Consider the following 24,861-nt stretch of genomic DNA (forward strand, 5'->3'; position numbering starts at 1 on the left):
GATATTGGTGGACCTGTCTCGATCATCGATCAGCCAAACCTCGACCGGGCTGTCGCCGGGCCGCCCATCGTATGTTTGCCACGACGCCAGCACCTGGACGAGGCGCCTGCCGACCAAAGACGAGGGGTCGATGCCGGGTCCGTGCAGCGGGCAGGCCAGGTTCAAAAGCTCCACCCGGGGACCGTACCGCGACCGTCAGCGCCGCCTCACCTGCTTAAACGGGACAGCCCTTAGGCTTCACAAACCTCGCCAATAGAGAGGGAGCGTTAAGAAAGACCAGCCGCAGACGGACTCTCATACATGATCAAGGCTCAAGAGGCTCATGCCGCGTTCTGACTTTCCGTGAGAGGTTGGAGATTTTCTGGAAGTCACAGCTCAATCTACACGAAGCGCACCACAAGCCATGAGCGCACGCTATCATCATCATGTGACGAACCACGATGGACACCAACTAGGCGCCGAGGCCGCGCACCGTTTGGCAAGACTTGGATGCTGCACCATAGAGCAGGGCCTCAGCGATGCAGAGTTTGATGAAATTGAAGGACTGTACGGCTTTCAATTCGCTGAGGATCACCGAGATTTTCTCTCCGTAGGCCTGCCGGTAAGTTCGCCCCCCCGGGAAGGAGCGAGCTGGAATAATCCTTGGCCAGACTGGAGAAATGGCGGTCCGGATCTTCTTCGGAAACACCTCTCATGGCCTGAAAGAGGCGTTGCACGTGAGATTGAAATTGGACTCTGGAAACCCGAATGGGGATTGCGTCCCGCCGATCCTGAAGCTGCAATTTCGCTTTCCAGGAATCTACTCAAAGAAGCACCGAGACTAGCTCCCGTGTATGGGCATAGATTCCTGCCGGCAGGCCCCGGCTATGCCAGGCACCCTATTTTGTCGATTTGGGGAACCGATATCGTGCCCTACGGAGAAAATCTGATCGCCTATGTCGGAAACGAATTTGACGAAGAATCCGAAACTCCTCAATATGACGCTCGCCCTCAAGTAACTGTCACCTTTTGGCGAGATTTTATTCTCTAACAGCGTGTCCTATGTGGCCGCCGGAACGTTGGATCAGCCATGGGGAGTTATGGGTGAGGCTGGATCGTTCCTGACGGCTTGTGGGATCTGGTCCGAGGCCTGGGCGTCGTCGCCGGAGCCGGCCTCGACGCGCAGCTGGTGACCGCCCGGGTCGACGATCGGGCGCACGGGGGTGTTGCGGGTGGCGACCAGGGCGACGCGCTGGATGGCGGCGACGGCGTCGGCGACCGGGACGTTGATCGTCATCGGCCAGTCGCCGTCGAAGAAGCTGCCCATCTGCGGGAACTCGCTGTCCAACAGGCGGGTCATGTAGGTGCGCCGGCCGGGGAGCGACAGGCCGAACAGCCCTGCCGACCAGTGGACGCTCACGATGTGCTCGCCCTCCATCGCCTTCGCGGCCTCGGCGAGGCTCTTGCCGGGCACCAGGACCGCCGCAGGGTCGTCGCCTGATGGCGCTGCGCTCGCACGACGCGGCCGCCGTCGAGCGCCTGGCCCTGCCGCAGTCCGAGACCAGGCCGGCCCGCGAGCCGAGGCATGCCGGCGACCCTGAGGAGCGCCGCTCCGGCCAGGCCGGGGAGCAGCTGCTGCAGTTCTCCACGCAGCGGGATCCGGCGGTGGTCGCGGCGTTCGTGCGGACCCGGGTGTTGGAGCCGGAGCGGGAGGAGTTCCGGCGGGGCCTGGAGGAGCTGCTGGCCTACAAGGCCGCGTTCGGGGACGTGAAGGTCGCCTACGCCTACGTCGCGCCGTCCGGGCACCGGCTCGGGGTGTGGGTGGCCGACCAGCGCCGGTAACAAGGCCGCCGACGTCCTGGACGCCGAGCGCGTCAAGGAGCTGGACGCCCTCGGCATGGTCTGGTCGGCGTTCGACTCCGCCTTCACCGACAACCTGACCGCGGTCGCCGGCTATGCGGCCGAGCACGGGCACGCCTGCCCGCCGAACGAGGCCGTCTGGGGCGGGCGGCCGGTCGGGACCATCATGAAGAACCTGCGCACCGCCCAGCGGCGCACCGAGGCACTGGAACGCCGCGCAGAAGCCGGCGAGGAGGGTCTGGACTGGACAGGGGCGCTGACCGCCGACCGGAAGGCCGCCCTGGACGCCATCGACCCGGCATGGTGCCCCACCTGGGCAGTGGAATGGCAGCGGTGCTTCGCGCTCGCCTGGCGGCACGTGAAGGCCGGCGGGACCCTGACGGGTGATCCGGGCAGCGTCGTCGTCCAGGGCGAAGACCTCGCCGCGTGGGCGCGTACCCAGCGGGTCGGCTGGGACAAGCTCGGACCGGCGCAGCAGTGGCTGTGCGAGCACGTCCTCGGGCTGGAGCCGCTGGCCGCCGAGCAGCTCCCGCCGGCCAAGGTCGGCCACGCGGAGAAGGAGCGGCGCAACCTCGCCGCAGCCGCCCAGTACCGGAACGGGAGGGCCACCTGAACGCCCCGCGCAAGCACAAGGAGGCGCTGGAGCTGGCCGACGGCAGCACCGTAAAAGTCAGTCTCGGCCTGTTCATCGCCAACAGCCGCAGCCGACGCGCCGACATCCCCACCGAACGCGCCGCCCGCCTCACCGAACTCGGCATGCGCTGGGCGTAGCGGGGCCGGGGGCTAGGAGCGTGTCTCAGTAACGGGCAACCCGCCTGCGTCTCGTGACCTTTCATGCGGGATGATCCCGGTATGCGTGGTGGGGATGGGCTGTTCGAGATCGAGCCGGTCGAGGTGAAGCGGGCGCCGGGTCGTGCGGCAGCGGTGGACAAGACGTTCCGGACGTTCGATCCGCATCAGGTCCTGCTACTGCCGCCGTCTCTGGACGACTGGCTGCCCGAGGGCCACCTCGCCCGGTTCGTGGCGGACCTGGTCGACGAGGTACTCGACCTCTCCCCGATCCTGGCCGACTACACCGAGAAGCGGGGCTACCCGCCATATGACCCCAGGCTGATGGTGCGCCTGCTGATCTACGGCTACACCACCGGCGTCCGCTCCTCGCGGGCGATCGAGCGCAAGTGCTCCGACGACGTCGCGTTCCGGTTCCTGGCCGCCGACCAGGCCCCGGACTTCCGCTCGATCGCCCGGTTCCGCCGTCGCCACCTCGACGCCCTGGCCGACCTGTTCACCCAGTCGCTGCACCTCGCGACCAAGCTCGGCATGGTCAAGATGGGCCGCGTCGCCCTGGACGGCACCAAGCTCGAAGCGAACGCCTCCAAGCACAAGGCGATGAGCTACGGCCGCCTCGTCGACAAGGAAGAGCAGGTCGAGGCCGAGATCGCCGCGCTGGAGGCGAAGGCCGCAGCCCTGCTCGCCGACGCCGAGGCCACCGACGAAGCCGAGGACGCCACCTTCGGCGTCGACGGCAAGGACATGGACCTGCCCGCCGAACTCGACCGGCGCGAGAAGCGCCTCGCCAGGCTGCAGGCCGCCCGCGCCCAGATCGAGGCCGAGGCCGCCGACAAGGCCCGCCGCCACGCCGAGGACAAGGAACGCCGCCGCCGGCAGCGCACCGGCACCAGCGACCAGCAGGCCGTCATCGACGCCGGCGAGGCCGCCGCCAAGGCCCGGCCGAAACCGAAGGCCCAGGCCAACTTCACCGACCCCGACTCGCGGATCATGAAGAACAGCGACGGCGCCTACATCCAGGCCTACAACGCCCAGGCCGTCGTGGACGAGGCCCACCAGGTCATCACCGCCGCCGACGTGATGACCAACGCCTCCGACGCGCTGAACTACACCACGATGCTCGACCAGTCCGCACAGAACACCGGCCGCCACCCCAAGCAGGCCCACGTCGACGCCGGCTACTGCTCCGAGACCAACCTCGAAGCCGCGCAGGAGCGCCAACTGGCCTGCGGCACCGACACGTTCATGGCTACTGGTCGGCTCGGCCACGACGAACAGGTCCAACCCGCACCACGCGGACGCATCCCCAAGAACGCGACCCTGAAGGAGCGCATGGCCCGCAAACTGCGGACCAAGCCAGGCCGGAAGGCCTACAGCCGCCGCAAGGCCATCGTCGAACCAGTCTTCGGCCAGATCATGACCTGCCAGAACGGCCGCCAGCTCTTCCTGCGCGGCGAGGACGGCGCCCGCGGCGAGTGGCGCCTGCTCGCCGCCTGCCACAACCTCCGCAAGATCTTCCGCCACGCCGGGACATCAGGGCTCGCCGCTCTGGCCGGCTGACCAGCCGGGCCTCCCGGCCGCGACACGAGCCCTGACAGCCGGACACCCGACGGGCAGGCCCCCGCCACACCCCCACACAGGGCCTGGCAGGGCCGCCGCGACCGCCCCACAGGTCACGCGAGCAGAGCCGCTTGCTCGTTACTGACCCACGCTCCTAGCCGGGGCGGCAGCGCGCACCTCGCCCCAGCTGGCGGGTTCAGCCAGCCGCATGCGACACCCGGGTGAACGGAGGTGGCCCGTCGTCACCTTGCGGGCCGGGCCGGGGCCGCGTGGCGATCGAGTGAAGCGGTCGGCGCGGGTCCGTGATCCGGTCCTGCCGGGCGTGTTTTGTACATAGCAGACCCGGCAGAACCGCGGTGAGCCGTGACCTGGGCCACATCGCTCGTCCGAGGACAGGAGAAACGCATGGCCAGGTACACGTTCAAGCGACGGGCGTCCGCTCTGTGCACCCTGATGGGGCTCGGCATCGTCATGCCCCTCGCGCTGGGAACGGGCACCGCACACGCCCAGGCCCAGCTGCAGATCACCAAGACGCACAAGGGGGACTTCACCCGCGGCGGCCAGGGCACGTACGTCATCACCGTCACCAACAGCGGCGATCAGACAACCGAAGCCAGCCTCTCGGACTTCCTGCCCACCGGCCTCACAGTTCGCCCCTACGGGCCAGTCATCACCGCCTCGAACGGCACGGACATCAGCATTAGCAACTGTCTGTACGACGCGAACAGTTTCGACTGCAACAGCGTCCACTTCTCGCCCGGTGGGAGCTACACGCTGGAGGCCACCGTCGATGTCCTCGCCGACGCCCCGTGCAGCGTCAGCAACACCGCCACCATCACGGACGACCTCAACGGTTCCAAGGCCACGGCTACCGACACCGCGCCTATCACGGGCGGCGGGTGCGGCAACAGCGGTGGATCGGGAGGCGGAAACAGCGGGTCCATCCTGCCCATCAACCTCAGCGGCATCCTGCCCCTGTTCAACAACATCGCCACCAACAGCAACATCTACAGCCCCGGCGCCAGTAACGTCGCCGACCAGACCTTCGGCCTGAACACCCCCTGAAGCAGCGCGGCAGTGAAGTTCCAGCTGTTGGCGGTGTTGATGCCCCCGCGCGGCAGGCGTGCCCGCGCGCCGCACGCCACCGTCCAGGCCGCGCAAGTACGTCGACGCGTACGGGCTCGACGCCACCTCCCGCTCCCGCCTCATCGATGCCGTTCTCGACCGCCAGGCCCGCAACGCCAGGATGTCGGTGGAGTACCGGGGTGCCCGGCTGGCGGCCCTGCAGACGGCTCTGCTGACCGCTGCCGCCGAGTGGGATCTGGGCCGGGTACTGCCGTTCCACCACTTCGTGGCGGAGGCGCTGACGCTCAGCATCGGCCTGCGGGACGTGGCCAAGGTGCTGTACGAGCAGGAACCTGCCTTGCACCCGTCCCCGGAGCTGATCGGGACGAGCTGGCTGGAGTCCGAGCACACCGTGGCCGAGCGGCGTGATAGTGGCCAGTTGGATCTCCCCACTGGCGGCCAGCGAGTGGGGAGATATCTGGCCGCCAGTGGTCACACTGTGTAGCGCGGGGTGTGACGCGTTCCTTGTGTCACCTGCTCTGCGATGCCGGGAGTGCTCAGCTCGCAGGCTTCAGGACGGGGTTGAGGGCGAGGCGGTTGTCGGTGGGGTGGTGGCCTTCGGGGCTGAAGGGCGGCACGGTGGCGGGGAGGCAGTCGGCGATGAGCAGGGTGTCGTGGTGGCGGTCTTCGGGGGTGGCGGCGACGAGGGGTTCGCCGTCGGGGGCCCAGATGCCGGAGTTGCCCTGGTACTGCCAGGCGCCGGCGGGGACCTGTTCGCAGCCGCGGCGGTTGGCGTAGGCGATGAACAGGCGCCAGATGCTGGCCATGGCGGGGATGATGTGGCGGGTGGCGTCCTGGTAGGGGACCTGGCTCATGGTGCCGTCGGCCAGGCGGAAGTGCCCGTCGGCGGCGGTGGGCCCGAGCACGACCTGGGCGCCGTGTTCGGCCAGGTACTGGTACAGCGGTGGGAACTCGCACTCGTAGCAGTTGAGCACGCCCACCGCGATGCCGTTCATGGTGACCACGGGCGGCAGATCCTGACCGAAGGAGTAGTTGCGCCGCTCGGCAGCCCCGTACAGGTGGGTCTTGCGGTAGTTCGCCGCCACCAGCCCGTCGGTCGCGATCACGCTGATCGAGTCGTAGAAGTCGCTCCCGTCGCGTTCGGGGTAGGGGAGGACCACGGCGAGGTTGTTCTCCTTGGCCGCCAGCCGGGCGCGCTCGACCGAGGGGCCTTCGCGGTCCTCGGCCAGCTGGCGGCACTGCTCGGGGTCGATGGCGTAGCCGGTGGTGTACTTCTCCGGGAACACCACCACCTGGCAGCCGTAGTCCGCCGCCAGCGCGGTCACCTCGACCAGGCGCTCCAGATTTTGCTCCACCGCCTGGCGGCTGCCGACCGGGCCCTGTCCCTGGTACAGGGCCACCCGCAGCCCTTCGCCGAAAGCGGGCGCCGTGCGCGTAGCAGAGCGGAAGACGACACGGACGGGCTGGGTCATGAGCATGAGATCCCTCGTTGAAGGGCGGTCCGGGTGACCGCCGCTCCAGCAAGAACGATTCACCACGCCACCGGACACCAAGATCCCCGTCCGGCCTGACCAGGACCCGGCTGGGACAAGCACGAGCCGTCAGCGATCGGCCCCCACTCCCGATCACAGGGGGTGACTCCGCTGCTGGCCGTCCACGGGGAAATCATGGTGGCCGCTGTCAGCGGCGGCAGACCCTTGGTAACTTCTCCTCCCTGCTCGCCGGGGACGGGCTGCAGCTGCTGCGCTACGTCCTGCCTCGGTGAAGGTCTTGAGTGAAGGCGTCGACACCTTCGACTGCGACTCGGTGTTCTTCGCCGACGTGCGCGGGTCGATGGTGGACCTGGTGCAGGCCGTCGGCCGGGCGCTGCGGATGAGGCCGGGCAGTGGGAAGGTCGCCACCATCGTGGTGCCGGTCATCCTCGGTGCCGGGGATCGCGGAGATCAGCTGCTCTCCTTCCGGGCGTTCGACGGGCTGGCGAAGCTGTTGATGGCGCTGGGCTCGCACGACGCGGCCGCCGTCGAGCCTGGCGCTGCCGCAGTCCGAGAGCCGGCCCCCGCGCGAGCCGAGGCACGCCGGAGACCCGGAGGAGCGGCGCTCCGGGCAGGGTGAGGCGCAGTTGCTGCAGTTCTCCACGCAGCGGGATCCGGCGGTCATCGCGGCGTTCGTGCGGACCCGGGTCCTGGAGCCGGAGCGGGCCGAGTTCCGGCGGGGCCTGGAGGAGCTGCTCGCCTACAAGAGGGCCTTCGGGGACGTGCGCGTGCGGTACGCCTACACCGCGCCGTCCGGACACAAGCTCGGGGTGTGGGTGGCCGACCAGCGCCGCTACTGCTCTGGCCGCATAGGTTCACCGTGTTGGGGGTGTCTCTCAGTCTGCCTCCGGTGGGTCTGATCACTCGGCTACTGCCGCCCGCCATGTCCATGAGGTGCGGCGGGGATGGTCGTCCAGGTCGCCCCTGCCGGTGGACCAGAGGAGGACATGAGCCGGGTCACCGGGCGGAGCGTCGGGGAAGAGGCGGTGGAGCACCGCCTCACAAAGAGAGGCCGGGGGCAGCCACGGCACGCCCAGCCCCTGGGTGATGTCACGGGTGTGCAGGAGAACCTCGGCGACACCCATCGCCGCGAAGCCTGGCGGATCGCAAGGACCCCAGTGCCAGGCCCGCACCTCCGGGCCGGCCGTGGCCAGCGCACTGCCGAGCAGCCCCGCGCAGGCGGTGACCACCTGGAGCACCTCGCACGGAGAGCTGTCCGAGTGGACGGCGAGGTCGAAGGGTAGGTAGGCGTCCGTTGGGCGCGCGGCGACCTGCCCGGCGTAGGCCAGCAGGTCATGGGCGATGTGGGCGGCCGTCGTCCAGCAGCTCCATTCCAGCGAACCTGCCGGCACCGACCAGTCCTCCGCGTCGTGCGGGCCGAGTACCCGCACCATCTCGGTCACGGCCTCGTTGACGTCTCGGTTGTCGATGTAGCGCATCAGGCAATGCTATGGCTGCGCCCACGAGCGTTCAGCCGTCCACGGTCAGGCCGCTGTCGCGTTTACGAGAGGGCGACCGCCCCAACGGATGCCCTTCTCGCTGCGGATCCGGGAGCGTTCGCGGCGTTGGGCGGCCAGGATGTCGGGGTGACGGGCGTTGGCGTTGCGCCAGCGCAGGTATCGGTGCAGTTCACGGGTCTGGACGGTGTGGTTGGGGTGGTTGGAGTTGGCGAGGGTGAACTGCCGCAGCGGCCCGAAGTGCGCCTCGATGGGGTTGGCCCAGGAGGCGTTGGTCGGGGTGAAGCACAGCTCCACCTTGTTCTTCCGGGCCCACTGGCGGATCTTGGCACCCTTATGTGCGGAGAGGTTGTCCATGATCACGTAGATCGGGGCGCCGTCGGGGCGGGCGGCGCGGATGGACTTGAGCGCGGCCAGGCTGTTGGCGGTGCCCTTGCGCCGGTGGTTGACGCCCCAGAGGGTGTCGTCGCCGATGGAGTAGCAGCCGTGGAAGTAGGTCACGCCGTGGGTGCGGTGGTAGGTCGCCGGGGTCCGGTCGGGCCGGCCCTGCTCGGCCTAGCAGGATCCGCCGGTCGGGCGTATGCCGAGCGGTCCGAACTCGTCGAACGCGAAAACGCGGTCGGGGAAGGACGTCGGCGTCTCCCAGCCCACCGTCTCCCACCACCTCAAGAAACTCCGCGAGGCCGGCCTGCTCACCAGCGAGCGCCGCGGCACCTGGGTCTACTACCGCGTCGCCCCCGAAGTGCTCGCCGCCATGGCTGGCCTCCTCTCCACCGCCCACTGAACCATTTCGGCCGCGATCCACCCGGGACTGTCGGCCCCGCTATTCATCGACTAATGGACGCGCAGACCGCCGAGACGTACGCGGCGTGGTTCAAGGCATTGGCCGGCCCCACCCGTATCCAGCTGCTGCACCTGCTGGCGATCGCTGGCCGGCCGGTGAGCGTGGGCGAGATCGTGGAACGGTCGCCGGTGGGGCAGTCCACCGTCTCGCACCATCTGAGGGTCCTCGCCGAGGTCCGCTTCGTCCTGCCCGAGCGGCAGGGAACCTACACCCGCTACGCGGTCAACCGGACCTGCCTGACGGTCTTCCCGGCTGCGGTGCGGGCGATCCTCGGCGAAGACCCGGCGTCACTGGACACGGGAGAGTGCTGTGCGCGGTGACTTCACGGTGACCCCGATGACCCCGGACCACGCGGAGCAGGTGTTGGTGGTCTACCAAGCGGGGATCGACGAGGGCAACGCCACCTTCGAGACCACTGCCCCCACGTGGGAGGCGTTCGACGCGGCCAAGCCCGCCGGTCACCGGTTCGTCGCGCTCGACCGGGACGCACAGGTGCTGGGCTGGGTGGCAGTCGGCGGGGTCTCCGACCGGTGCGCGTACGCGGGTGTGGTCGAGCATTCCGTCTACGTCCACCCCGCCGCCCGGGGCCGGGTCGTCGGGCGCCGGCTGCTGGAGGCGCTGATCGCCTCGACGGAGGCGGCCGGGATCTGGACGATCCAGTCCGGTGTGTTCCCCGAGAACACCGCCAGCCTCGCCCTCCACGAGCGGGCCGGGTTCCGCGTGATCGGCACCCGCGAACGGATCGGGCGCCACCACGGCACCTGGCGCGACGTGCTGCTGATCGAGCGCCGCAGCCCGATCGTCGACTGCTGACGTCCCGGCACCGGTGCGCAACGCGATCGGACAGGGCAAGCCGTCCGCTGTCCCGACCGGTGTTAAGTGACTGGCGCTGGTGCGGGGCCCGCGAGGATGATGCGGCGATGGCCATCGACATCGACTGGGCGCGCGCCGAGTTCGCCCGGTTCCTTGAGCTCACCGACCTGATCCGCCCGCAGTCGCCGCCGGGCGTGACCGTCATGGGCAGCAGCAAGCTGTCCAACCGCGGCTCGCAGGCGGACATCGTCGCCAGCGCCCAGGTCGTGGAGCAGATCCTCGACCGGGTCCAGCCGCGCTGGCGCACCGACGTTCCCGATGACCGGAACAAGCGCGTCAACCGCTGGTACCAGCATCGCGAGGCGGTCCAGCGCGCGGATGTGGCGCTGCAGCGCGACGCGGAGGTCCGGGAGAAGCTCGGTGACGACGCGCCGCAACTGAGCGCCGCGACGATGCACCCCTGGGTGTGGGAGGGTGCGCGGGCCCTGTGGCGAAGCGGGCACTTCCGGGAGGCGGTCACTGCTGCCGCCCGGAAGGTCAATGCCGAGACGCAGAACAAGGTCTCCCGCCGCGATGCCGGCGAGACCGGTCTGTTCCAGAGTCTATTCTCCAAGGACGCGCCCAAGGCCGGCCAGCCGCGCCTGCGGCTGATGGACGACGACGGCAGCGACACCTTCCGCAGCGTGCACCGCGGCGCGACCGCGTTCGCCGAAGGGTGCTTCGCCGCGATTCGCAATCCCAACAGCCATGAGGACGGGCTGCCCGAGCTGCCCGAGCACGAGGCCCTGGAGCAGTTGGCGGCTTTCAGCGTGCTGGCCCGCTGGGTGGACACTGCGGTCCTCACCACGTGAGGGCCTGTCCGGCAGCGCTTCAGCGCAGGCGATCCGCGATCTCGGCCACGGCCTGCCGGGCGGTTCGGCCCACCCCGATGAGGGTGGCGGAGGCCGGGCCGGTCCAGTCCCCGTAGCCGAGCAGGTGGATCCGCGGGTCGGCCGTCGCGCAAGTGCCGACGGTATCGATCCGGCCGCGCTCGCCGGTCCGCAGGCCCAGCGGGGCGAGGTGGGCGAGGGTGGGGCGGAAGCCGGTGCACCAGATGACCGCGTCCGCCGGCCACACGGTGCCGTCGGCGAACCGCGGGCCGGTGGGGGTGAGGGCGTCGAACATGCGGTGGTCGTGCAGCAGCGCGCGGTCGCGGGCCGCGCGGACGGGTGGGACGGCGACGATGTCGCCGAGGTCGCTGATGCGCGGGCCATCTGCCTGGACGCGCCGGGTCGCGAGCTCGAACAGGGTGCGGCCGTCGATCTCGTCGGGGAGGAAGCGGGCGGGGCGGCGGGTGACCCAGCGGACGGCGGCGGCACAGGTGGTGAGGTCGGCGGCGATCTGCGCGCCCGAGTTCCCGCCGCCCACGACGACGACCCGCCGGCCGGAGAAGTCCCCGGCGGTGCGGTAATCGCGGGTGTGCAGCTGCCGCCCGGCGAAGAGCTCCCGCCCGGGGACGGCGGGGATGAAAGGCCGCCACCAGGTGCCCGTGGCGCTGACCAGCGCCTCCGCGTGCCAGTCGCCGTCGTCGGTGTGCGCGAGCAGGCCCCCGTCGGTGGTGTTCTCCACCGTCAGGACCCGGACGGGACGGTGGATGGGCAGCTCGTAGCGCTTCTCGTACTCGGCCAGGTAGTCGGCCACGTGGGCGGCGTCCGGCCACTCTCCCCCAGCCTGGCGGCCGGGAGGTGCCCCCAACCCGGCCTGGTGCGGCATCGGCCTGCCGGGCAGCGAGGAGTATCCGACGGGCGAGAAAAGGCGGAGGCTGTCCCAGTAGTGCTGCCACGCGCCGCCCGGTGTGACGGCGGCGTCGAGGATGGCGAAGTCGAGTCCGGCGCGCCGCAGGTAGTACCCGGCGGCGAGGCCGGCCTGGCCCGCGCCGACGACGAGCACCTGGGTGCGCCGGACCTCGCTCACTTCGAAACGGCCGCGGCGCCGGTACGGCGGCGGTGGTCGAAGACCAGCGCGACCAGCGCCAGGCCGACGATCCCACCGACAAGCTGCACGCCGATGAATCCAGGGACCGACCCGGGCGCGATGCCGGCGAAGGTGTCGGTGAACGCGCGGCCGATGGTGACGGCCGGGTTGGCGAAGGACGTGGAGGAGGTGAACCAGTACGCGGCGCCGATGTACGAGGCGACCGCGACCGGGGCGAACCGCAGGTGGTCGGTCTTCGCCAGGCCGAAGATCAGCAGGACCAGGCCCGCGGTGGCGACGACCTCGCCGAGCAACAGGTGCCCGGCCGAGCGGTCGTGCGTCGACCACTTCACCAGCGCCTCGCCGAACATCGCGTCCGCCAGGATCGCCCCGCCGATGGCGCCGGCGATCTGCGCCGGGATGTACGCGGCGACCTCACGCGGGCCCAGGCCCTTGGGGTCCTTGCGGCCCGTCCACCACTCGGCCAGCGTCACGACCGGGTTGAAGTGCGCACCCGAAACCGGGCCGAGCAACAGGATCAGCACACCGAGGCCGAAGACGGTGGCCAGGGAGTTGGCCAGCAGCTGCAGCCCGACGTCCTGACTGAGCTCGGTCGCCTGGATACCGGAGCCGACCACGACCGCGACCAGGGCGGCCGTGCCGACCAGCTCGGCCGCCACCCGGTTCAGCAGCGGGACCGCCGGCGGCTCGGCGGCCAGCGGCTCCGCCTCGGTGCTCTCGGGTCTGGCCTCGTCTATGGCGCTCATCAGGGCACTCCTGTGCAGGGGCGGGGCAGGCCGCCAAAGGTTGGGCAGGGGTTACGTCAGCAGGACCGCTTGCGGCCTTCCGCCGCGGCTTCGCGGGCGGTGGCGGCCAGCCCGCCGAACTCCGCGGCCACGGCCTCCAGGGCGTCGGCGCGGAGCTTGTAGTACGTGAAGCGCCCGCAGGGCTCGGTGTCCACGAGCCCGGCGTCGCGCAGGATCTTCAGGTGGTTCGACAGGTTGGTCTGTCTGGCACCGGTCTCCTCGACCAGATGCGTCGTGCACAGCGCCTCCTTGGCGAGGAGCGCGATGATCTGCATCCGGAGCGGGTCGGCCAGAGCCTTCAAGACGTCACTGTCGACTGATGTCACCATGGGCTGATACGTTACCTGTGTCGGGCCCGCGAAGCGAGCCCCCTTCTTCCCGGCCGCCACCGGGGACACCTGCGCGTCTTCTCCACCACGACCCGCTGCCCCGAAGGACCGGAAGACCAGATGACCAACTCCCCGCCCCCGGCGCCGGATCCGAGACTCTCGGCGGGCGCCGCCCGCCTGGCCCTCCGCTACGACGGCACGTTCGCCCCCGAGACCGTCCAGCGGCTGCTGCACGACTCCTACCGGCTGCTCGCCGAGGGCGCCACCGTCCGCGCCCACCTGGTCGTGCTGGCCGAGCGCCTTGCCGACGAGCGCCTAGCCGCCCTCGCCCACACCGGCGCGCCTGCCACCAGCGACGCACCGCGGGTGCTGTTCGTCTGCACCGGCAACGCGGGCCGCTCCCAGCTGGCCGCCGCGATCCTCGCCCACCTGGCGAAGGGCGCCGTCCTCGTCTACTCGGCCGGCACCCGGCCCGCCGTCGACCTGGACACCCACATCGCGGAGGTCCTCGCCGAGGCGGGCGTGCCGCTGCCCGAGAACGTCTTCCCGAAGCCGCTGACCGAGGAGGTCGTGGCCGCAGCCGACGTGGTGGTCACCATGGGCTGCGGCGACGCCTGCCCCATTCCGGCAGGCCGCCGCTACCTGGACTGGCCGGTGCCCGACCCCGACGGCGCCCCGATCGAGCGCGTGCGCGCGATCCGCGACCAGATCGGCTCCCGCGTCCAGGCCCTGATCGCCGACCTCGTCCCTGCCCAGCCGAAATAGCCCGCCCACGCGTCCGGCCCGCACCCGGGCGCGGAAGTCCGCACAACCGAAGGAACCACGATGACCACCGCGCCGATCGCCTCCGTGCTGTTCGTCTGCATCCACAACGCCGGCCGCTCGCAGATGGCCGCCGGTTTCCTGCGCCACCTCGCTGGCGACCGGGTCGAGGTCCGCTCCGCCGGGTCCATCCCCGGCGACCAGATCAACCCCTCGGCCGTCGCCGCGATGGCCGAGCTGGGCATCGACATCTCCGACCAGAAGCCGAAGGTCCTCACCACGGAGGCCGTCCAGGCGTCCGACTACGTGATCACGATGGGCTGCGGCGACGCCTGCCCGTACTTCCCCGGCAAGAAGTACCTGGACTGGAAGCTGGAGGACCCGGCCGGCCAGGACGTCGAGGCCGTCCGCCCGATCCGCGACGAGATCAAGGGCCTGATCGAGGGCCTGATCGCCGAGATCAACGCCAAGCAGCAGACGGAGAGCTGACATCTTCATGACCGCCAACCAGGACACCGCCGGCGCCGACGTGCGTGAGGTCGTCATCATCGGCTCCGGCCCGGCCGGGTACACCGCCGCGCTCTACACCGCACGCGCCCAGCTGAAGCCGCTGCTGTTCGGCAGCGCGATCTTCGTCGGCGGCTCGCTCACCACCACGACCGAGGTCGAGAACTTCCCCGGCTTCCCCGAGGGCGTCGACGGCCCGGACCTCATGACCAACATGCGGGCCCAGGCGGAGAAGTTCGGCGCCGAGATGGTCGACGACGACATCGTCTCCGTCGACTTCACCGGCGACATCAAGCTGCTGACCGACTCCGAGGGCACCGTCCACCGCGCCAAGACGGTGATCGTGGCCACCGGCTCCGGCTACCGCAAGCTCGGCATCCCCCGCGAGGACGAGCTGTCGGGCCGCGGCGTGTCCTGGTGCGCGACCTGCGATGGCTTCTTCTTCCGCGGCAAGGACGTCGTCGTGGTCGGCGGCGGCGACACCGCCCTGGAGGAGGCCACCTTCCTCACCCGCTTCGCCGACTCGGTCACCGTCGTCCACCGCCGTGACGCCCTGCGCGCCTCCAAGGCCATGCAGGACCGCGCGTTCGCCGACCCGAAGATCACCTTCGCGTGGAACAGCGAGGTCGCGGCGATCCACGGCGACAAGCTGGTCTCCGGCGTCACGCTGCACGACACCGTCACCGGCGAGGAGCGCGAACTGGCCGCCTCTGGGCTGTTCATCGCGATCGGCCACGACCCGCGCACCGAACTGTTCACCGGCCAGCTCGACCTGGACAACGAGGGCTACCTCAAGGTCGACTCGCCCTCCACCCGCACCAACCTGCCCGGCGTGTTCGGCGCGGGTGACGTGGTGGACCACATTTACCGCCAGGCCATCACCGCGGCCGGCTCCGGCTGCTCGGCGGCCCTGGACGCCGAGCGCCACCTCGCCGCGCTGGCCGACGTGGCCGCCGGCGACCTCGACGACGCCCCGGAGCTCGAACCAGCCGTCTGACACAACGCCAACCGCCCCCTTCTCCCCCGCGGTCCCGGGCGCGACACCGTCCGGGACCGCCCGATTTTGGAGCCACCCATGGCCGGCGCCACCATCACCGTCACCGACGAGACCTTCGCCGCCGACGTTCTCGCCAGCGACAAACCCGTCCTGGTCGACTTCTGGGCCGCCTGGTACGGCCCCTGCCGCCAGATCGCACCCGTCCTGGAACAGATCGCCGCCGAGCACAGCGACAAGATCATCATCGCCAAGCTCGACGCCGACGCCAACCCCGCCACGACCGTGAAGTACGGCGTACTGTCTCTGCCCACCCTGCACGTCTTCCAGGGCGGGCAGGTCGCGGCGACCATCACCGGTGCCAAGCCGAAGGCAGCCCTGCTCGCCGACCTGGCTGAGTTCCTGTAGCCGTCAGCGCCAACAACCAAGGCACCGCCCGGCCTACGGTCGCAGGCGGGTCACCACCGTCTGAGGCCGTGGTGGCGTTCGATGAGCTCGGTCGTGCTCGCGCTCCGCGCGTAGCCGATGCCCGGTTCGACTGATCCCCGGGGCCGGACAACAACACTCACTGGATACAGAAGCTCGTCCCCGCGATCTTGGAACAACGGGTCACGGTCACCGAGGCCCACCGGGGGTGGCGCTACCTGCTGCGCCGCCACGGCACGCCCGCGCCCGGACCACTGCCGGAGCTGCGGGTGCCGCCCAGCGCCCGCGAGTGGGCGCTGATCCCGTCCTGGGAGTGGCACCGCGCCGGGGTCGACCTGCACAGAAGCGAAACCGTGCTCCGGGCGGTCCGGCTCGCCCCGCGCCTCGAACAGGCCTCCGCGATGACCTCCGCCGACGCCATCGCCCGTCTCACCCTGATCCCGGGGATCGGGCCCTGGACTGCTGCCGAAACCCTGCAGCGCTGCAATGGCGACCCGGACGCCGTCTCCGTCGGCGACCTGCATCTGCCGAATTCGGTCGGCTTCGCCATGGCCGGCAGGGTGCGCAGCACGGACGCGGAGATGCTGGAACTGCTTGAGCCGTATGCCGGCCAGCGGCACCGGCTGTGCCGGATCATCCGGGCGGCCGGCGTGCGGGCCCCCAGGTTCGGCCCCCGACTCGCTCCGAACGATCACCGGCACCGCTGACCTCGGCCTTCGAACCGCCCGAGCAGCGGACACCTGCTGGGTGCGTGCGGGCTGTGTGGGGGCCGGGCCCGGCCGGGTCAGGGGTGGTCGTGGATGAGGGTCGGCGGGCCGATACGTCCACAGCCCACACCACCATCACTCGCCGGACCTGAGGCGCTCACGCGTACCCCCATGGTCGGCTGTCCAACGGTGCGCCCGGGCCGATGTACTCGTGCGGGCGCCGTCCATTCGGTGACCGTAGCCCCGCCGCTGCCGCCCTGCGCGCGATGTCGCTTGTTCAGGGAACGCGGGAAGCGGCTGCCCCCCTTCCAGCCCATGTGCCGCCCTCATCCGGCGATTCACCCCGCCCCTGCCCGCGGCCCGGGGCGGGCAGGTCAGGGCTGGGGGCCCCGGCGGCGTACCGGGTCGTACGCGGTCAGGAAACCGCACATGCCCAGCGTGGTCCCGGGAGGGCCGGCGATGCGGTGGACGGAGGCCAGGTCCAGGTGCGAGGTGTCGCCGTGGCGCAGGGCGTCGATGTTGGCGAGGGCGGCTTCGGCGGTGGCGGCGGCGCCGTCCTCGATGATGCGTTCCCATTCGGCCAGCCGGGGGGCGGCCAGGTTTGCGGCGGCGGTGTAGAAGTCTTCCAGCGCTTGGCGGTCGCCGAGCTTCCACTGGTCCAGCAGGGTGGTGAAGCCCTCGACGGCGAGGTCGCGGCGGGCGCGGGCCCGCGTGGGGTCGGGGGTGCTGTCGGCGCCGGCCAGGGATGCGGCGGCCGGGTAGGTGTCGCGGGTCAGGTGCGCGGGCGGGAAGGTCATGACGGCGTCCCCGGCCTCGGGCAGGCCGCTGTTCTGCATGATGACCAGGACCTGGAGGTCGCCGTCGTTGACGGCGCGGTGGATGGTGCCGGGGGTGAACCAGACGACGTCGCCGGGGGTGAGGGTCTGGGTGGTGGGTCCGGATCGGTTCAGGGTCTGCAGTCGGCCGCGGCCGTGCAGGACGATGTACGCCTCGGCGCAGGTCAGATGCATGTGCGGGGATCCGCCGTGGGCGTCGTCGGCGGTGGGCCAGGGGTAGGCGTTCAGGCGGCTGAAGCCGACGGCTCCGGGGAACTCGGGATAGGCAGGAATTGTCACAGCGTGAACTCGGCAGCTATCGGCTTCAGGATGGAGCGGTCGGTGGCCTGGTCGATGAAGACGAAGCGGTGCCGCAGCCGCAGGGTGTGGCCGGGGTCGAGCTTGATCTCGGTGTCGAAGGCCGGCGAGGGGTTGAGGCAGGCGAAGGCGTCACTGCGGGCGAACCACTTGATCGGTGCAGGGGCGGAGGACGTGCCGGCGTAGGCCAGGACGGTGGCCGCTCCGTCGATCCCGTCGTGCTCGCCACTGATGGCCGCCCAGGCTCCTTCGGTGCCCATGAGCTCCTCGCCGTCGGCGCCGTCGGCCAGGATGTCGGCTCCGGTCCAGGCCCGCGGGCCGCGCCAGAACAGGCCTGTGTAGCCCGCCTTCTCGCGTCCGTGGGTGGTGGGGCTGCCCATCTCCAGTGTCTCGGTGTGGGCGTTGGTCAGGTCGGTGTGGAAGTCCAGCACCCAGATCCCCCGGGCGGCGTCCGCGCTGTGGAAGCGCAGGGTGCGCGACTCGTGGATCCAGGTCTGCTGGTCGGACGCGACCCAGTGGAGCAGTTCGCGGACGGTGACCTCGTCGCCCTCGGTGTCGAGGGCCTCGAAGGACTGGTGTTCCTGGCTGCCCTGGTTGCGACGCCAGACGTAGCCGTGGCCCGGTGCCCCCGCCTCGAAGGTGGGTCCTCCCCAGAAATTGTCCCCGGACAGGTGGGACCAGGTCATCTGCAGGCCCTTGTGCCATCGGTGGTCCCAGGGCCGGTAGACGCCCAGCGGCGCTCCGGAGAGGGTGTTGAGCGGGTAGAGGTACGGCTTGGGCGACTCCTCGGCGGGGGCGTCGGGGCGGTAGACGTAGCGGGCGATCTCGGTGCCGTCGACGGTGACCACGAGCGTGGTGCCGTCGCTGTCGGCGATGTGGAAGCGGGTCTCAGGCATGGAGCTCCTCCTTCGCGGTGCGGGGATCGGGGGTGCCGCTCATGGAGTGGTAGAAGGGGTTGTCCGCGGTGAGCCGACCGGGGGTGACCGGGCGTCCCGTGGTGGCCGACTCGTAGAGGGCCGCGATGAACTCCAGGACCCGGCGGCCGTCGTCGCCGCTGCCCTCGGGGCGGCGCCCCTGCCGCAAGTCGTCTATGAGGAAGCGGAGCTGGACGGCGTGGGAGCTGGCTTCGTTACGGTCGGGGGCGCCGAGGGCTGCGGGAGTCTCGCCGCTGCGGTGCGGTGCAGGTGTCCAGGTCCAGTGGGAGTTGTCGTACCCGTACAGGTGGCTGAGCTCGACGGTGGCGTCGGGGAAGTCGAACCGCAGGTAGCTGGTCTCCCGGGGGGACAGGACGCTGTTGACCATGGAGACCATGGCGCCTGAGGCGAAGCGGACCAGGGCCATGGAGACGTCCTCGGTCTCCACGTCGCGGGCCAGCGTGCCGGTGGCGGCCCGGACTTCGGCCCACTCCCCCATCAGGGCCAGCATGAGGTCCATCTGGTGGATGCCGTGGCCCATGCTGGGGCCACCGCCCTCGGTGGCCCACTTCCCGCGCCAGGGCACCTGGTAGTAGGCGTCGTCGCGGTACCACAGGGTGTGGCAGATGCCGACCAGGGGCTTGCCGAGGGCACCGGTGCGGATGCGCTCGCGCAGAGCGCGGGCGCCGGAGCCGAAGCGGTGCTGGAAGACGTAGGAGACGTAGGGCCCGCCGTCGCGTTCGTGCCGCGCGATCTCGTCGTACTCGGCGACGGACAGCGTGGGGGGCTTCTCGCACCACACCGCGACGCCGGCGTCGAGGCAGGCGGTGACGGCGTCGCGGTGCGCGATCGGCGGGGTGCACACCACGACCAGGTCCGGGCGGGTGGCCCGGAGCATCTCGTGCAGGTCGTCGAAGGCCTCGTCGATGCCCCAGGTGGCGGCGAAGGCCTTCGCGCGGGCGAGGTCGACGTCGACGACGGCCACCGCGGTGGCGTCGGCGCCCTGGGCGCGCACAGCAGGCATGTGGCAGGTCTCGGCGATGTTCCCGGCGCCGACGATCGCCACGCGGACGGGCTGGAGGGAATCCGTCATGTCAGTCCTTCATTTCAGTGGGCGGCCGGCTTGGACAGCGCCTGGGCGGGGTTGGAGAACCGCAGGCTCACCGCGAGGCCGAGGAGGGCGATGGCCATGTAGAAGACGGTCATCGCGGCGGTGAGGGCGGCGGGCGGCCCGCCCGGGTCGGACATCGCGCCGAAGATGGCGACGACCAGCGTCTGGGTGCGGGCGCTGGAGACGAAGAACGTCAGCTCGAACGACCCCAGCACACGGACCAGGCTCAGCACGCCGGCGGCGACGATGCCGGGGGTGAGCAGCGGCACCAGGACGCGGGTGAACAGGCGCAGGTTGTCGGCGCCGAAGACCTTCGCGGCGTTCTCCACGTCCGGGGAGATCTGCTCCACGAACGGCACCGTGATCAGGATGACCAGCGGCAGGATGGGCACGAGGTTGACCAGGATCACGGCGGTCAGGGTGCCGCCCAGGCCGATGCGGTACATGAGGGCGGCCAGTTGCACGGCGTAGGTCAGTGGCGGCAGGATCACCGGGAACAGTGCGAACAGCATGATCGCCGAGCGGCCCGGGAACTTCTTGCGCGCCAGGATGTAGCCGGCGGGGACGCCGATCAGCAGGGCGAGGAGGACGTCGGCGAGGGCGACTTTGAAGGTGACGCCGATGGAGGTGGCCAGACCGGGCTGGTGCCACGCCTGTGTGAACCAGGACCAGGTGTACCCGGTCGGCAGCCAGTTGCCGCTCCAGGTGGTGGACAGGGAGCTGATCACGACGGAGACGAGGACGGCCAGCAGGGTGGCGGCGAACAGTCCGGCGAGGATCCAGGTGATGACGGCGGTGAGGGTCGGCCGGGGCCGGGGGCGCCCCGGTGCGGGAGCCGCAGGTGCGGCGGGTGCGGCAGGTGTGGTGGGTGTCGTGGGTGTGGTGGGTGTCGTGGTCATCAGCCCTTCCCTCCCGTGGCCGGGCCCTTGTAGAAGCGCCCTCGGACGGTGACCATCACGGCGAGGATCAGCAGCTCGATGAGGGTGAGCACGACGGCGATGGCGGACGCCTGGGTGTAGTCGGAGTGTTGCGAGGCGGCCTGGTAGATCGGGATCGTCAGGACGTGGGTCTGGTTGTCGGGCTGGCCGACCAGGATCGCGGAGGGGAAGATCGCGAACGCTTCGACGAGCGCGAGCATGAACGCGGTGAGGATGCCGGGGGTCGCCAGCGGCAGGATGATCCGCCGGAACCGTGCGGCGCGGGAGGCGCCGAGGGTGGCGGCGGCGTTCTCCAGCGACCGGTCGATCCCGCCGAAGAAGCCGACCATCAGCAGGAAGCCGAGCGGGAAGGTGGTCAGCACCGCGGCGATGAAGGTGCCGCGGTAGTTGTAGATGAGGTCGGCCTGCGGCAGGCCGACGGCCTTGAGGGCGAGGTTGGCCCAGCCGTACGGGGAGAACACCCGGGGCATGCCCTGCGCGATGAGGATGCTGCCGAAGGTGATGGGCAGCATCAGCACCAGCGTGACCCATCGGCGGCCACGGAAGTCACGGCGGCACTGGTAGGCCAGCGGCGCGGCCAGAGCGACGCTGACCACGGCCACTGGGACCGCCAGCCGCAGGGTCTTACCGATCGACCCGGCCAGGTAGGGGTCGGAGAAGAAGGCGCTGTAGTTGGCGAAGATCCCTTCGCCCTTCTGCGGCTGGAAGGAGATCGACAGGCCGTAGAGGAACGGGTAGAGGAACAGGCCGGCGATGACCGCCACGGCGGGCAGGAGCAGGAGCAGCGACCGGTCGATGCCGTGCTCGGCCAGCCGGTGGCGCAGCGGCTGTCGCGGTGCGGCGGTGACGGGGAGGTCAGCCATGGGGTTTCACCACCACCGTGGTGGGGTCGGGTCCGCCGGGGTAGACCAGGATCCGGTCCGGGCGCGCTGTCAGGGACAGTACGGAGCCGGCGACGACCGGTTCGTCGGTCTTCAGGTGCAGCACGCCGCCGTCGTTGGTGCGGGTCTGCACCGACAGCTCGCGTCCGTGGTACTCGACCACTTCGGCGACGGCCTCGATCGTGTTGCTGCTGCCGGCGACGGCCACCCGCAGGTCCTCGGGTCGGATGGCGACGGTGACCTGCGCGCCGACGGCCGGGACGGGGCCGGCGCCCTTGAGGGTGCCGGCGACGACCGCGCCGTGGGCGGCGATGGTCACCTGGCGGCCCGGGCCCTGGGAGTCGAGAGCGGCGGGGAAGAGGTTGCGGTAGCCCATGAAGCCGGCCACGTAGGCGCTGGCGGGGTTGGTGTAGACGTCCTCGGGCGTGCCGCTCTGTTCCAGCTTGCCTTTGCGGAGCACCACCAGGCGGGTGGCCAGTGACAGGGCCTCTTCCTGGTCATGGGTGACGTAGAGGACGGTCAGGCCCTGTTCCTGGTAGATCCGCTTGATCTCGGTGCGCATCTCGATCCGCAGGGCGGCGTCGAGGTTGGACAGCGGCTCGTCCATCAGCACGACCTCCGGCCGGATGGCCAGGGCTCGGGCGATGGCGACCCGCTGCTGCTGGCCGCCGGAGAGCTGGGACGGCAGCTTGGCGGCGTGCTCGGCCAGTTGCACGGTGCGCAGGGCCTCCAGAGCGCGCCGGCCGCGTTCCTTGCGCGCGATGCGGCGCATTGCGAGACCGAACTCGACGTTCTTCTGCACGCTCATGTGCGGGAAGAGCGCGTAGTTCTGGAACACCATCCCGAAGCCGCGCTTCTCCGGCGGCAGGATGTCGATGCGCTCGTCGTCGCGCCAGACGGAGCCGCCGGTCAGCGGTTGCAGTCCGGCCAGGCATGCCAGAGCAGTGGACTTTCCGCACCCGGAGGGGCCCAGCAGGGCCACGAACTCGCCACGGGGCAGTTCCAGGTCGAAGTGGTCCAGGGCGGGTGGGTTCTTGCCGTAGGCGCGGGTGATCCCGCGCATCGACAGCTTCTCGAAGCCCACGGCCGGTCTGGTCGTCGTGGTCGCCACGGCTCACCCACCGACCTTGGCGCCCACGTTGCGCTGCCACAGGTCGAACGCCTTCTGGAGGTTCGAGGGGGTCAGCGGCGGGCGGGAGGCGCCGGTCTTCAGCGCGTTCGGGAAGAAGTCGGGGCGGCCCCACTGCTGGACGAACGCGGTGACGTCCGTGCCGGAGTTCACGATGGTGGCGTCCTTGTTCGCCGTGGTCAGCACCCCGGTCGTCAGACGGGCCCGCTGCGCGTCGGCGGTGACCAGGTAGGACTCCAGCTTCAGGGCGACGTAAAGCGTCTGCGCGCTGACGCCGTTCGGGATCATCGCGAAGTGGCCGTCGTTGATCCAGGCCTCGTTCTGGAACAGGGCGATGCCGGTGCCGGCGGGCCAGGTCCCGGCCTTGCGGTTGGCGATGTCGTGGGACAGAACGGTCGGGATGAGGCTCAGCTGGCCGCTGCCGAACTGCTGGGCGAGCAGCGACGAGCTGGCCGGGTAGCTGTTGACGTACTTGCCCAGTTCCTGCAGGTAGGCCCAGGTCTTGGTCCAGCCGTCGACCGGGTCGGACGGGTCGGAGTCCCCGAGCAGGTAGGGCAGGGCCTGGATGAAGGCGCGGCCGGAGCCGGAGTTGGCCGGCTGCGCGTAGCTGAACCTGCCCTTGTTGGCCTTCGCCCAGTCCAGCAGCGCCTGCGGCGTCGTCGGGACCTGGCCGGCCGCCACGGCCGTGGGGTTGTAGTCGAGGAACGGCCCGTTCTGGTCGAAGTTGACCAGGAGGCCGTATCCGTTCGCGAGCCTTTGGATGTTGGAGCGCGCGTCGTCCTGGATGGTGCTCAGGTCCGGCAGGGACTTGACCTGGGTGTCCAGCTGCTGCTGGAACAGCTTCTGGTCCTCGCCGGCGCCGAGGACGTCGCCGCCGCCGAGCACCAGGGAGATGTCGATGTGGCCGCCCGACTGCTGGGCCTTGATCTTGCCGGCAACGTCCGTGGCGGCCGCGGTCTGGTACGTCACGGAGGACACCAGATCCGGGTTGGCCTTCACGAAGGCGTCGATGGCGGACTGGCCGCCGCCCTTGAGGTCGCCGCCGCCGTCCAGGATCGTCAGGGCGATCGGCTTGCCGGGCTTCTCGGGAGTGATCGTGCTCGAGGAGGCGGACGTGCTGTTCGGTGCGCCGCACGCAGTGATCATGGCCAGGGAGAGGGCCGCCGCGGCGGCTCCCGCCACGAGCCTGGGTCTGATTGCGTGGGTTGCATGGCGCTGAGTCATGGGTGTCCTTCCCTGGCACCTCGGTGTGCCGCGGAAAAACCGGTCCCCGGGTATGGGTGGGCAACCGGGATCAGATGGGGGAAACAAGCCGTTCACCGGCTTGTTGCAGCGAACGTAGTGATCGATCACCTTTGGCGTCAATAGCTAAAGAGTGATCGATCACTTTTTAGGTAGGTGCGCCCATGACCTGGGCATGCCCGACGTTGGTCGAACCCAGGCACGCAGGATTGGTCGCCCGGGTTCGCAGGGTCGGGGGTGCCTGCCGCTGGGGCGCGAGGGCCACAGGGTACGACCTGGCGTCGGGGATGGCGAGGGACCGGTGGGTGATGCGGATACCGGAGAACTCGTCGGAGTCCCTACGACCGTCACGTCGACGAAGAAAGTCCGCCTTGCCTCGACCGAGGCACCGCGTCCTACGGCGCCGCGCGGCCCGCCCAGCGGCCTGGTGCAGGCGTGGACGGGATTCTCCCCCAGGCCGACCCGGTTCCAGCCCCGTGGCCGGCGGCCCCTGATCCGTTCGGGATTCCGGTCGGCCGAGGGGGCGGCCCCTGACGGCATCGAACGGGCGCAATCGACGAGCACGGGCCGCGGCCCAGTCCTACGCCGGGGCGGCCTCGCTGCTCGGCCCCGTCAGGTACCGGGGCGCCGGACCCGGAGAGGGCGACGTGTATGGGGCGAGATGGGGACGTGGACGGGGCCGGGAGCGGCTTGGACGCGCAGGCCCCCGTTCGGCGAGAGCCAGGTCCGGCACCGCGACCGGAGTCTCCTCGCCGCTCCGCGATGCCATCGACCAGGATCCCCTGCGCAAGGTCGTGCTGCTGGGCGCCTCAACGCCGCTGGCCACGACCGCACCCTCGTGCCCCTGACCACCCGACTGTGCTCAGAACAAGAAGCTCCGGTGCCGGCTTCGGCTTCAGCTGGCCCAGCGCCCTCCCACCACCCCGGACGACCACCTCACCGGCCGCGGCGCCACCGCGACCTGGACCTTGCCCGCCACCGGCAGCGACCACCGCCCCGTCGCCGCCAGACTCAGACCGACCGGCAATTGGGGGGCGGCGTCGCGGCGCCCGGGCTGTCGCCTGGACTGCGTTGTCGTCAGTCGCCGCAGCTCCGCTGCTGCTCCCTCC

28 protein-coding genes and 3 pseudogenes are annotated in these 24,861 nt (G+C 70.3%); 17 read left to right on the plus strand and 14 right to left on the minus strand.

Features of this window, described 5'->3' with window-relative positions; translation table 11 throughout:
* Positions 1–427 precede the first annotated feature (427 nt).
* Complete coding sequence (locus OG689_RS43375; RefSeq protein WP_266329038.1) at positions 428–1,030, plus strand: hypothetical protein; 603 nt, start codon at positions 428–430, stop codon at positions 1,028–1,030.
* 33 nt (positions 1,031–1,063) lie between these two features.
* Here OG689_RS43375 and OG689_RS43380 read toward each other — a convergent pair whose 3' ends face one another.
* Positions 1,064–1,453 (minus strand): hypothetical protein, encoded by a 390-nt coding sequence (locus tag OG689_RS43380; protein WP_266329040.1) that lies wholly within the window; start codon positions 1,451–1,453, stop codon positions 1,064–1,066.
* Positions 1,454–1,479: 26 nt separating this feature from the next.
* Between OG689_RS43380 and OG689_RS43385 the strand changes: the two genes are divergently transcribed.
* The 5 genes from OG689_RS43385 (at position 1,480) to OG689_RS43405 (ending at position 5,758) form a co-directional block, all read left to right on the plus strand.
* Complete coding sequence (locus OG689_RS43385) at positions 1,480–1,821, plus strand: helicase associated domain-containing protein (RefSeq protein WP_266329042.1); 342 nt, start codon at positions 1,480–1,482, stop codon at positions 1,819–1,821.
* Between the two features lie 55 nt (positions 1,822–1,876).
* A complete protein-coding gene (locus OG689_RS43390; RefSeq protein WP_266329044.1) occupies positions 1,877–2,452 on the plus strand; it encodes a helicase associated domain-containing protein in 576 nt (191 codons plus the stop codon).
* Positions 2,453–2,709: 257 nt separating this feature from the next.
* Positions 2,710–4,188: an IS1182 family transposase gene (locus OG689_RS43395; protein WP_266329162.1), complete on the plus strand. Its 1,479-nt coding sequence runs from the start codon at positions 2,710–2,712 to the stop codon at positions 4,186–4,188.
* A gap of 405 nt (positions 4,189–4,593) precedes the next feature.
* Positions 4,594–5,253, plus strand: a complete 660-nt coding sequence (locus OG689_RS43400) for a hypothetical protein (RefSeq protein WP_266329046.1) — start codon at positions 4,594–4,596, stop codon at positions 5,251–5,253.
* A 58-nt stretch (positions 5,254–5,311) separates the two neighbouring features.
* Positions 5,312–5,758 (plus strand): hypothetical protein, encoded by a 447-nt coding sequence (locus OG689_RS43405; RefSeq protein ID WP_266329048.1) that lies wholly within the window; start codon positions 5,312–5,314, stop codon positions 5,756–5,758.
* 52 nt (positions 5,759–5,810) lie between these two features.
* On the opposite strand, the gene OG689_RS43410 is transcribed toward OG689_RS43405, so the two are convergent.
* Positions 5,811–6,746, minus strand: coding sequence for a nitrilase-related carbon-nitrogen hydrolase (locus OG689_RS43410; protein WP_266329050.1), 936 nt, complete (start codon positions 6,744–6,746; stop codon positions 5,811–5,813).
* Positions 6,747–7,035: 289 nt separating this feature from the next.
* Between OG689_RS43410 and OG689_RS43415 the strand changes: the two genes are divergently transcribed.
* Entirely contained in the window at positions 7,036–7,386 is a 351-nt protein-coding gene (locus tag OG689_RS43415) for a hypothetical protein (RefSeq protein ID WP_266329052.1), read from the plus strand.
* Between the two features lie 7 nt (positions 7,387–7,393).
* Positions 7,394–7,666 carry a helicase associated domain-containing protein gene (locus OG689_RS43420; protein WP_266329053.1) on the plus strand — a complete coding sequence of 91 codons (273 nt, stop codon included), beginning with the start codon at positions 7,394–7,396 and terminating at the stop codon, positions 7,664–7,666.
* Here OG689_RS43420 and OG689_RS43425 read toward each other — a convergent pair whose 3' ends face one another.
* Positions 7,667–8,245, minus strand: a complete 579-nt coding sequence (locus OG689_RS43425; protein ID WP_266329055.1) for a maleylpyruvate isomerase N-terminal domain-containing protein — start codon at positions 8,243–8,245, stop codon at positions 7,667–7,669.
* A 45-nt stretch (positions 8,246–8,290) separates the two neighbouring features.
* Positions 8,291–8,890 (minus strand): annotated as a pseudogene (locus OG689_RS43430) (transposase); the annotation flags it as partial.
* A gap of 1 nt (position 8,891) precedes the next feature.
* Between OG689_RS43430 and OG689_RS43435 the strand changes: the two are divergent.
* From OG689_RS43435 to OG689_RS43450, 4 genes and pseudogenes are all read left to right on the plus strand, one after another.
* A pseudogene (locus OG689_RS43435) lies at positions 8,892–9,047 on the plus strand (ArsR/SmtB family transcription factor); the annotation flags it as partial.
* A 53-nt stretch (positions 9,048–9,100) separates the two neighbouring features.
* Positions 9,101–9,427, plus strand: coding sequence for a metalloregulator ArsR/SmtB family transcription factor (locus OG689_RS43440; RefSeq protein WP_266329056.1), 327 nt, complete (start codon positions 9,101–9,103; stop codon positions 9,425–9,427).
* Positions 9,428–9,443: 16 nt separating this feature from the next.
* Positions 9,444–9,920, plus strand: coding sequence for a GNAT family N-acetyltransferase (locus OG689_RS43445; RefSeq protein ID WP_266329058.1), 477 nt, complete (start codon positions 9,444–9,446; stop codon positions 9,918–9,920).
* A 107-nt stretch (positions 9,921–10,027) separates the two neighbouring features.
* Complete coding sequence (locus OG689_RS43450; RefSeq protein WP_266329060.1) at positions 10,028–10,771, plus strand: TIGR02391 family protein; 744 nt, start codon at positions 10,028–10,030, stop codon at positions 10,769–10,771.
* A 19-nt stretch (positions 10,772–10,790) separates the two neighbouring features.
* Here OG689_RS43450 and OG689_RS43455 read toward each other — a convergent pair whose 3' ends face one another.
* Genes OG689_RS43455 through OG689_RS43465 form a run of 3 tightly spaced genes read right to left on the minus strand, consistent with a single transcriptional unit; the run spans position 10,791 to position 13,008 of the window.
* Positions 10,791–11,873: an ArsO family NAD(P)H-dependent flavin-containing monooxygenase gene (locus OG689_RS43455; RefSeq protein ID WP_266329062.1), complete on the minus strand. Its 1,083-nt coding sequence runs from the start codon at positions 11,871–11,873 to the stop codon at positions 10,791–10,793.
* On the minus strand, positions 11,870–12,640 hold the full coding sequence (locus OG689_RS43460; protein WP_266329064.1) for an MIP/aquaporin family protein: 771 nt from the start codon (positions 12,638–12,640) through the stop codon (positions 11,870–11,872). The genes OG689_RS43455 and OG689_RS43460 overlap by 4 nt, the downstream gene beginning before the upstream one ends.
* A 56-nt stretch (positions 12,641–12,696) precedes the next feature.
* A complete protein-coding gene (locus tag OG689_RS43465; protein ID WP_266329065.1) occupies positions 12,697–13,008 on the minus strand; it encodes a metalloregulator ArsR/SmtB family transcription factor in 312 nt (103 codons plus the stop codon).
* Between the two features lie 120 nt (positions 13,009–13,128).
* Here OG689_RS43465 and OG689_RS43470 point away from each other — a divergent pair, with 120 nt between their 5' ends.
* The 5 genes and pseudogenes from OG689_RS43470 to OG689_RS43490 all read left to right on the plus strand — a co-directional run.
* Positions 13,129–13,773: a three-helix bundle dimerization domain-containing protein gene (locus OG689_RS43470; RefSeq protein ID WP_266329067.1), complete on the plus strand. Its 645-nt coding sequence runs from the start codon at positions 13,129–13,131 to the stop codon at positions 13,771–13,773.
* Between the two features lie 60 nt (positions 13,774–13,833).
* Complete coding sequence (locus OG689_RS43475) at positions 13,834–14,259, plus strand: arsenate reductase ArsC (RefSeq protein WP_266329069.1); 426 nt, start codon at positions 13,834–13,836, stop codon at positions 14,257–14,259.
* Between the two features lie 7 nt (positions 14,260–14,266).
* Positions 14,267–15,274, plus strand: coding sequence for a thioredoxin-disulfide reductase (gene trxB, locus OG689_RS43480; protein WP_266329071.1), 1,008 nt, complete (start codon positions 14,267–14,269; stop codon positions 15,272–15,274).
* A 78-nt stretch (positions 15,275–15,352) separates the two neighbouring features.
* The gene (gene trxA, locus OG689_RS43485; RefSeq protein ID WP_266329073.1) at positions 15,353–15,679 is read left to right on the plus strand and encodes a thioredoxin; all 327 of its coding nucleotides are present in this window, start codon (positions 15,353–15,355) and stop codon (positions 15,677–15,679) included.
* 164 nt (positions 15,680–15,843) lie between these two features.
* Positions 15,844–16,404 (plus strand): annotated as a pseudogene (locus tag OG689_RS43490) (DNA-3-methyladenine glycosylase); the annotation flags it as partial.
* Positions 16,405–16,778: 374 nt separating this feature from the next.
* Here the strand turns inward: OG689_RS43490 and OG689_RS43495 are convergent.
* From OG689_RS43495 to OG689_RS43525, 7 genes are read right to left on the minus strand one after another with little or no spacing between them, the layout of a single operon-like run.
* Positions 16,779–17,519: a cupin domain-containing protein gene (locus OG689_RS43495; RefSeq protein WP_266329075.1), complete on the minus strand. Its 741-nt coding sequence runs from the start codon at positions 17,517–17,519 to the stop codon at positions 16,779–16,781.
* The gene (locus OG689_RS43500; RefSeq protein WP_266329077.1) at positions 17,516–18,433 is read right to left on the minus strand and encodes a PmoA family protein; all 918 of its coding nucleotides are present in this window, start codon (positions 18,431–18,433) and stop codon (positions 17,516–17,518) included. The genes OG689_RS43495 and OG689_RS43500 overlap by 4 nt, the downstream gene beginning before the upstream one ends.
* Entirely contained in the window at positions 18,426–19,544 is a 1,119-nt protein-coding gene (locus tag OG689_RS43505; protein ID WP_266329079.1) for a Gfo/Idh/MocA family protein, read from the minus strand. Before OG689_RS43505 ends, OG689_RS43500 begins: the two co-directional genes overlap by 8 nt.
* Before the next feature lie 14 nt (positions 19,545–19,558).
* Positions 19,559–20,461, minus strand: coding sequence for an ABC transporter permease subunit (locus tag OG689_RS43510; RefSeq protein WP_266329081.1), 903 nt, complete (start codon positions 20,459–20,461; stop codon positions 19,559–19,561).
* Positions 20,461–21,363: a carbohydrate ABC transporter permease gene (locus OG689_RS43515; protein WP_266329083.1), complete on the minus strand. Its 903-nt coding sequence runs from the start codon at positions 21,361–21,363 to the stop codon at positions 20,461–20,463. The genes OG689_RS43510 and OG689_RS43515 overlap by 1 nt, the downstream gene beginning before the upstream one ends.
* Positions 21,356–22,492: an ABC transporter ATP-binding protein gene (locus OG689_RS43520; protein ID WP_266329085.1), complete on the minus strand. Its 1,137-nt coding sequence runs from the start codon at positions 22,490–22,492 to the stop codon at positions 21,356–21,358. The genes OG689_RS43515 and OG689_RS43520 overlap by 8 nt, the downstream gene beginning before the upstream one ends.
* Positions 22,493–22,495: 3 nt before the next feature.
* Positions 22,496–23,692, minus strand: coding sequence for an extracellular solute-binding protein (locus OG689_RS43525; RefSeq protein WP_266329087.1), 1,197 nt, complete (start codon positions 23,690–23,692; stop codon positions 22,496–22,498).
* Positions 23,693–24,861: the final 1,169 nt, after the last annotated feature.

Origin of the sequence: Kitasatospora sp. NBC_00240 (genome assembly GCF_026342405.1) — a bacterium.
Lineage (GTDB): Bacteria > Actinomycetota > Actinomycetes > Streptomycetales > Streptomycetaceae > Kitasatospora.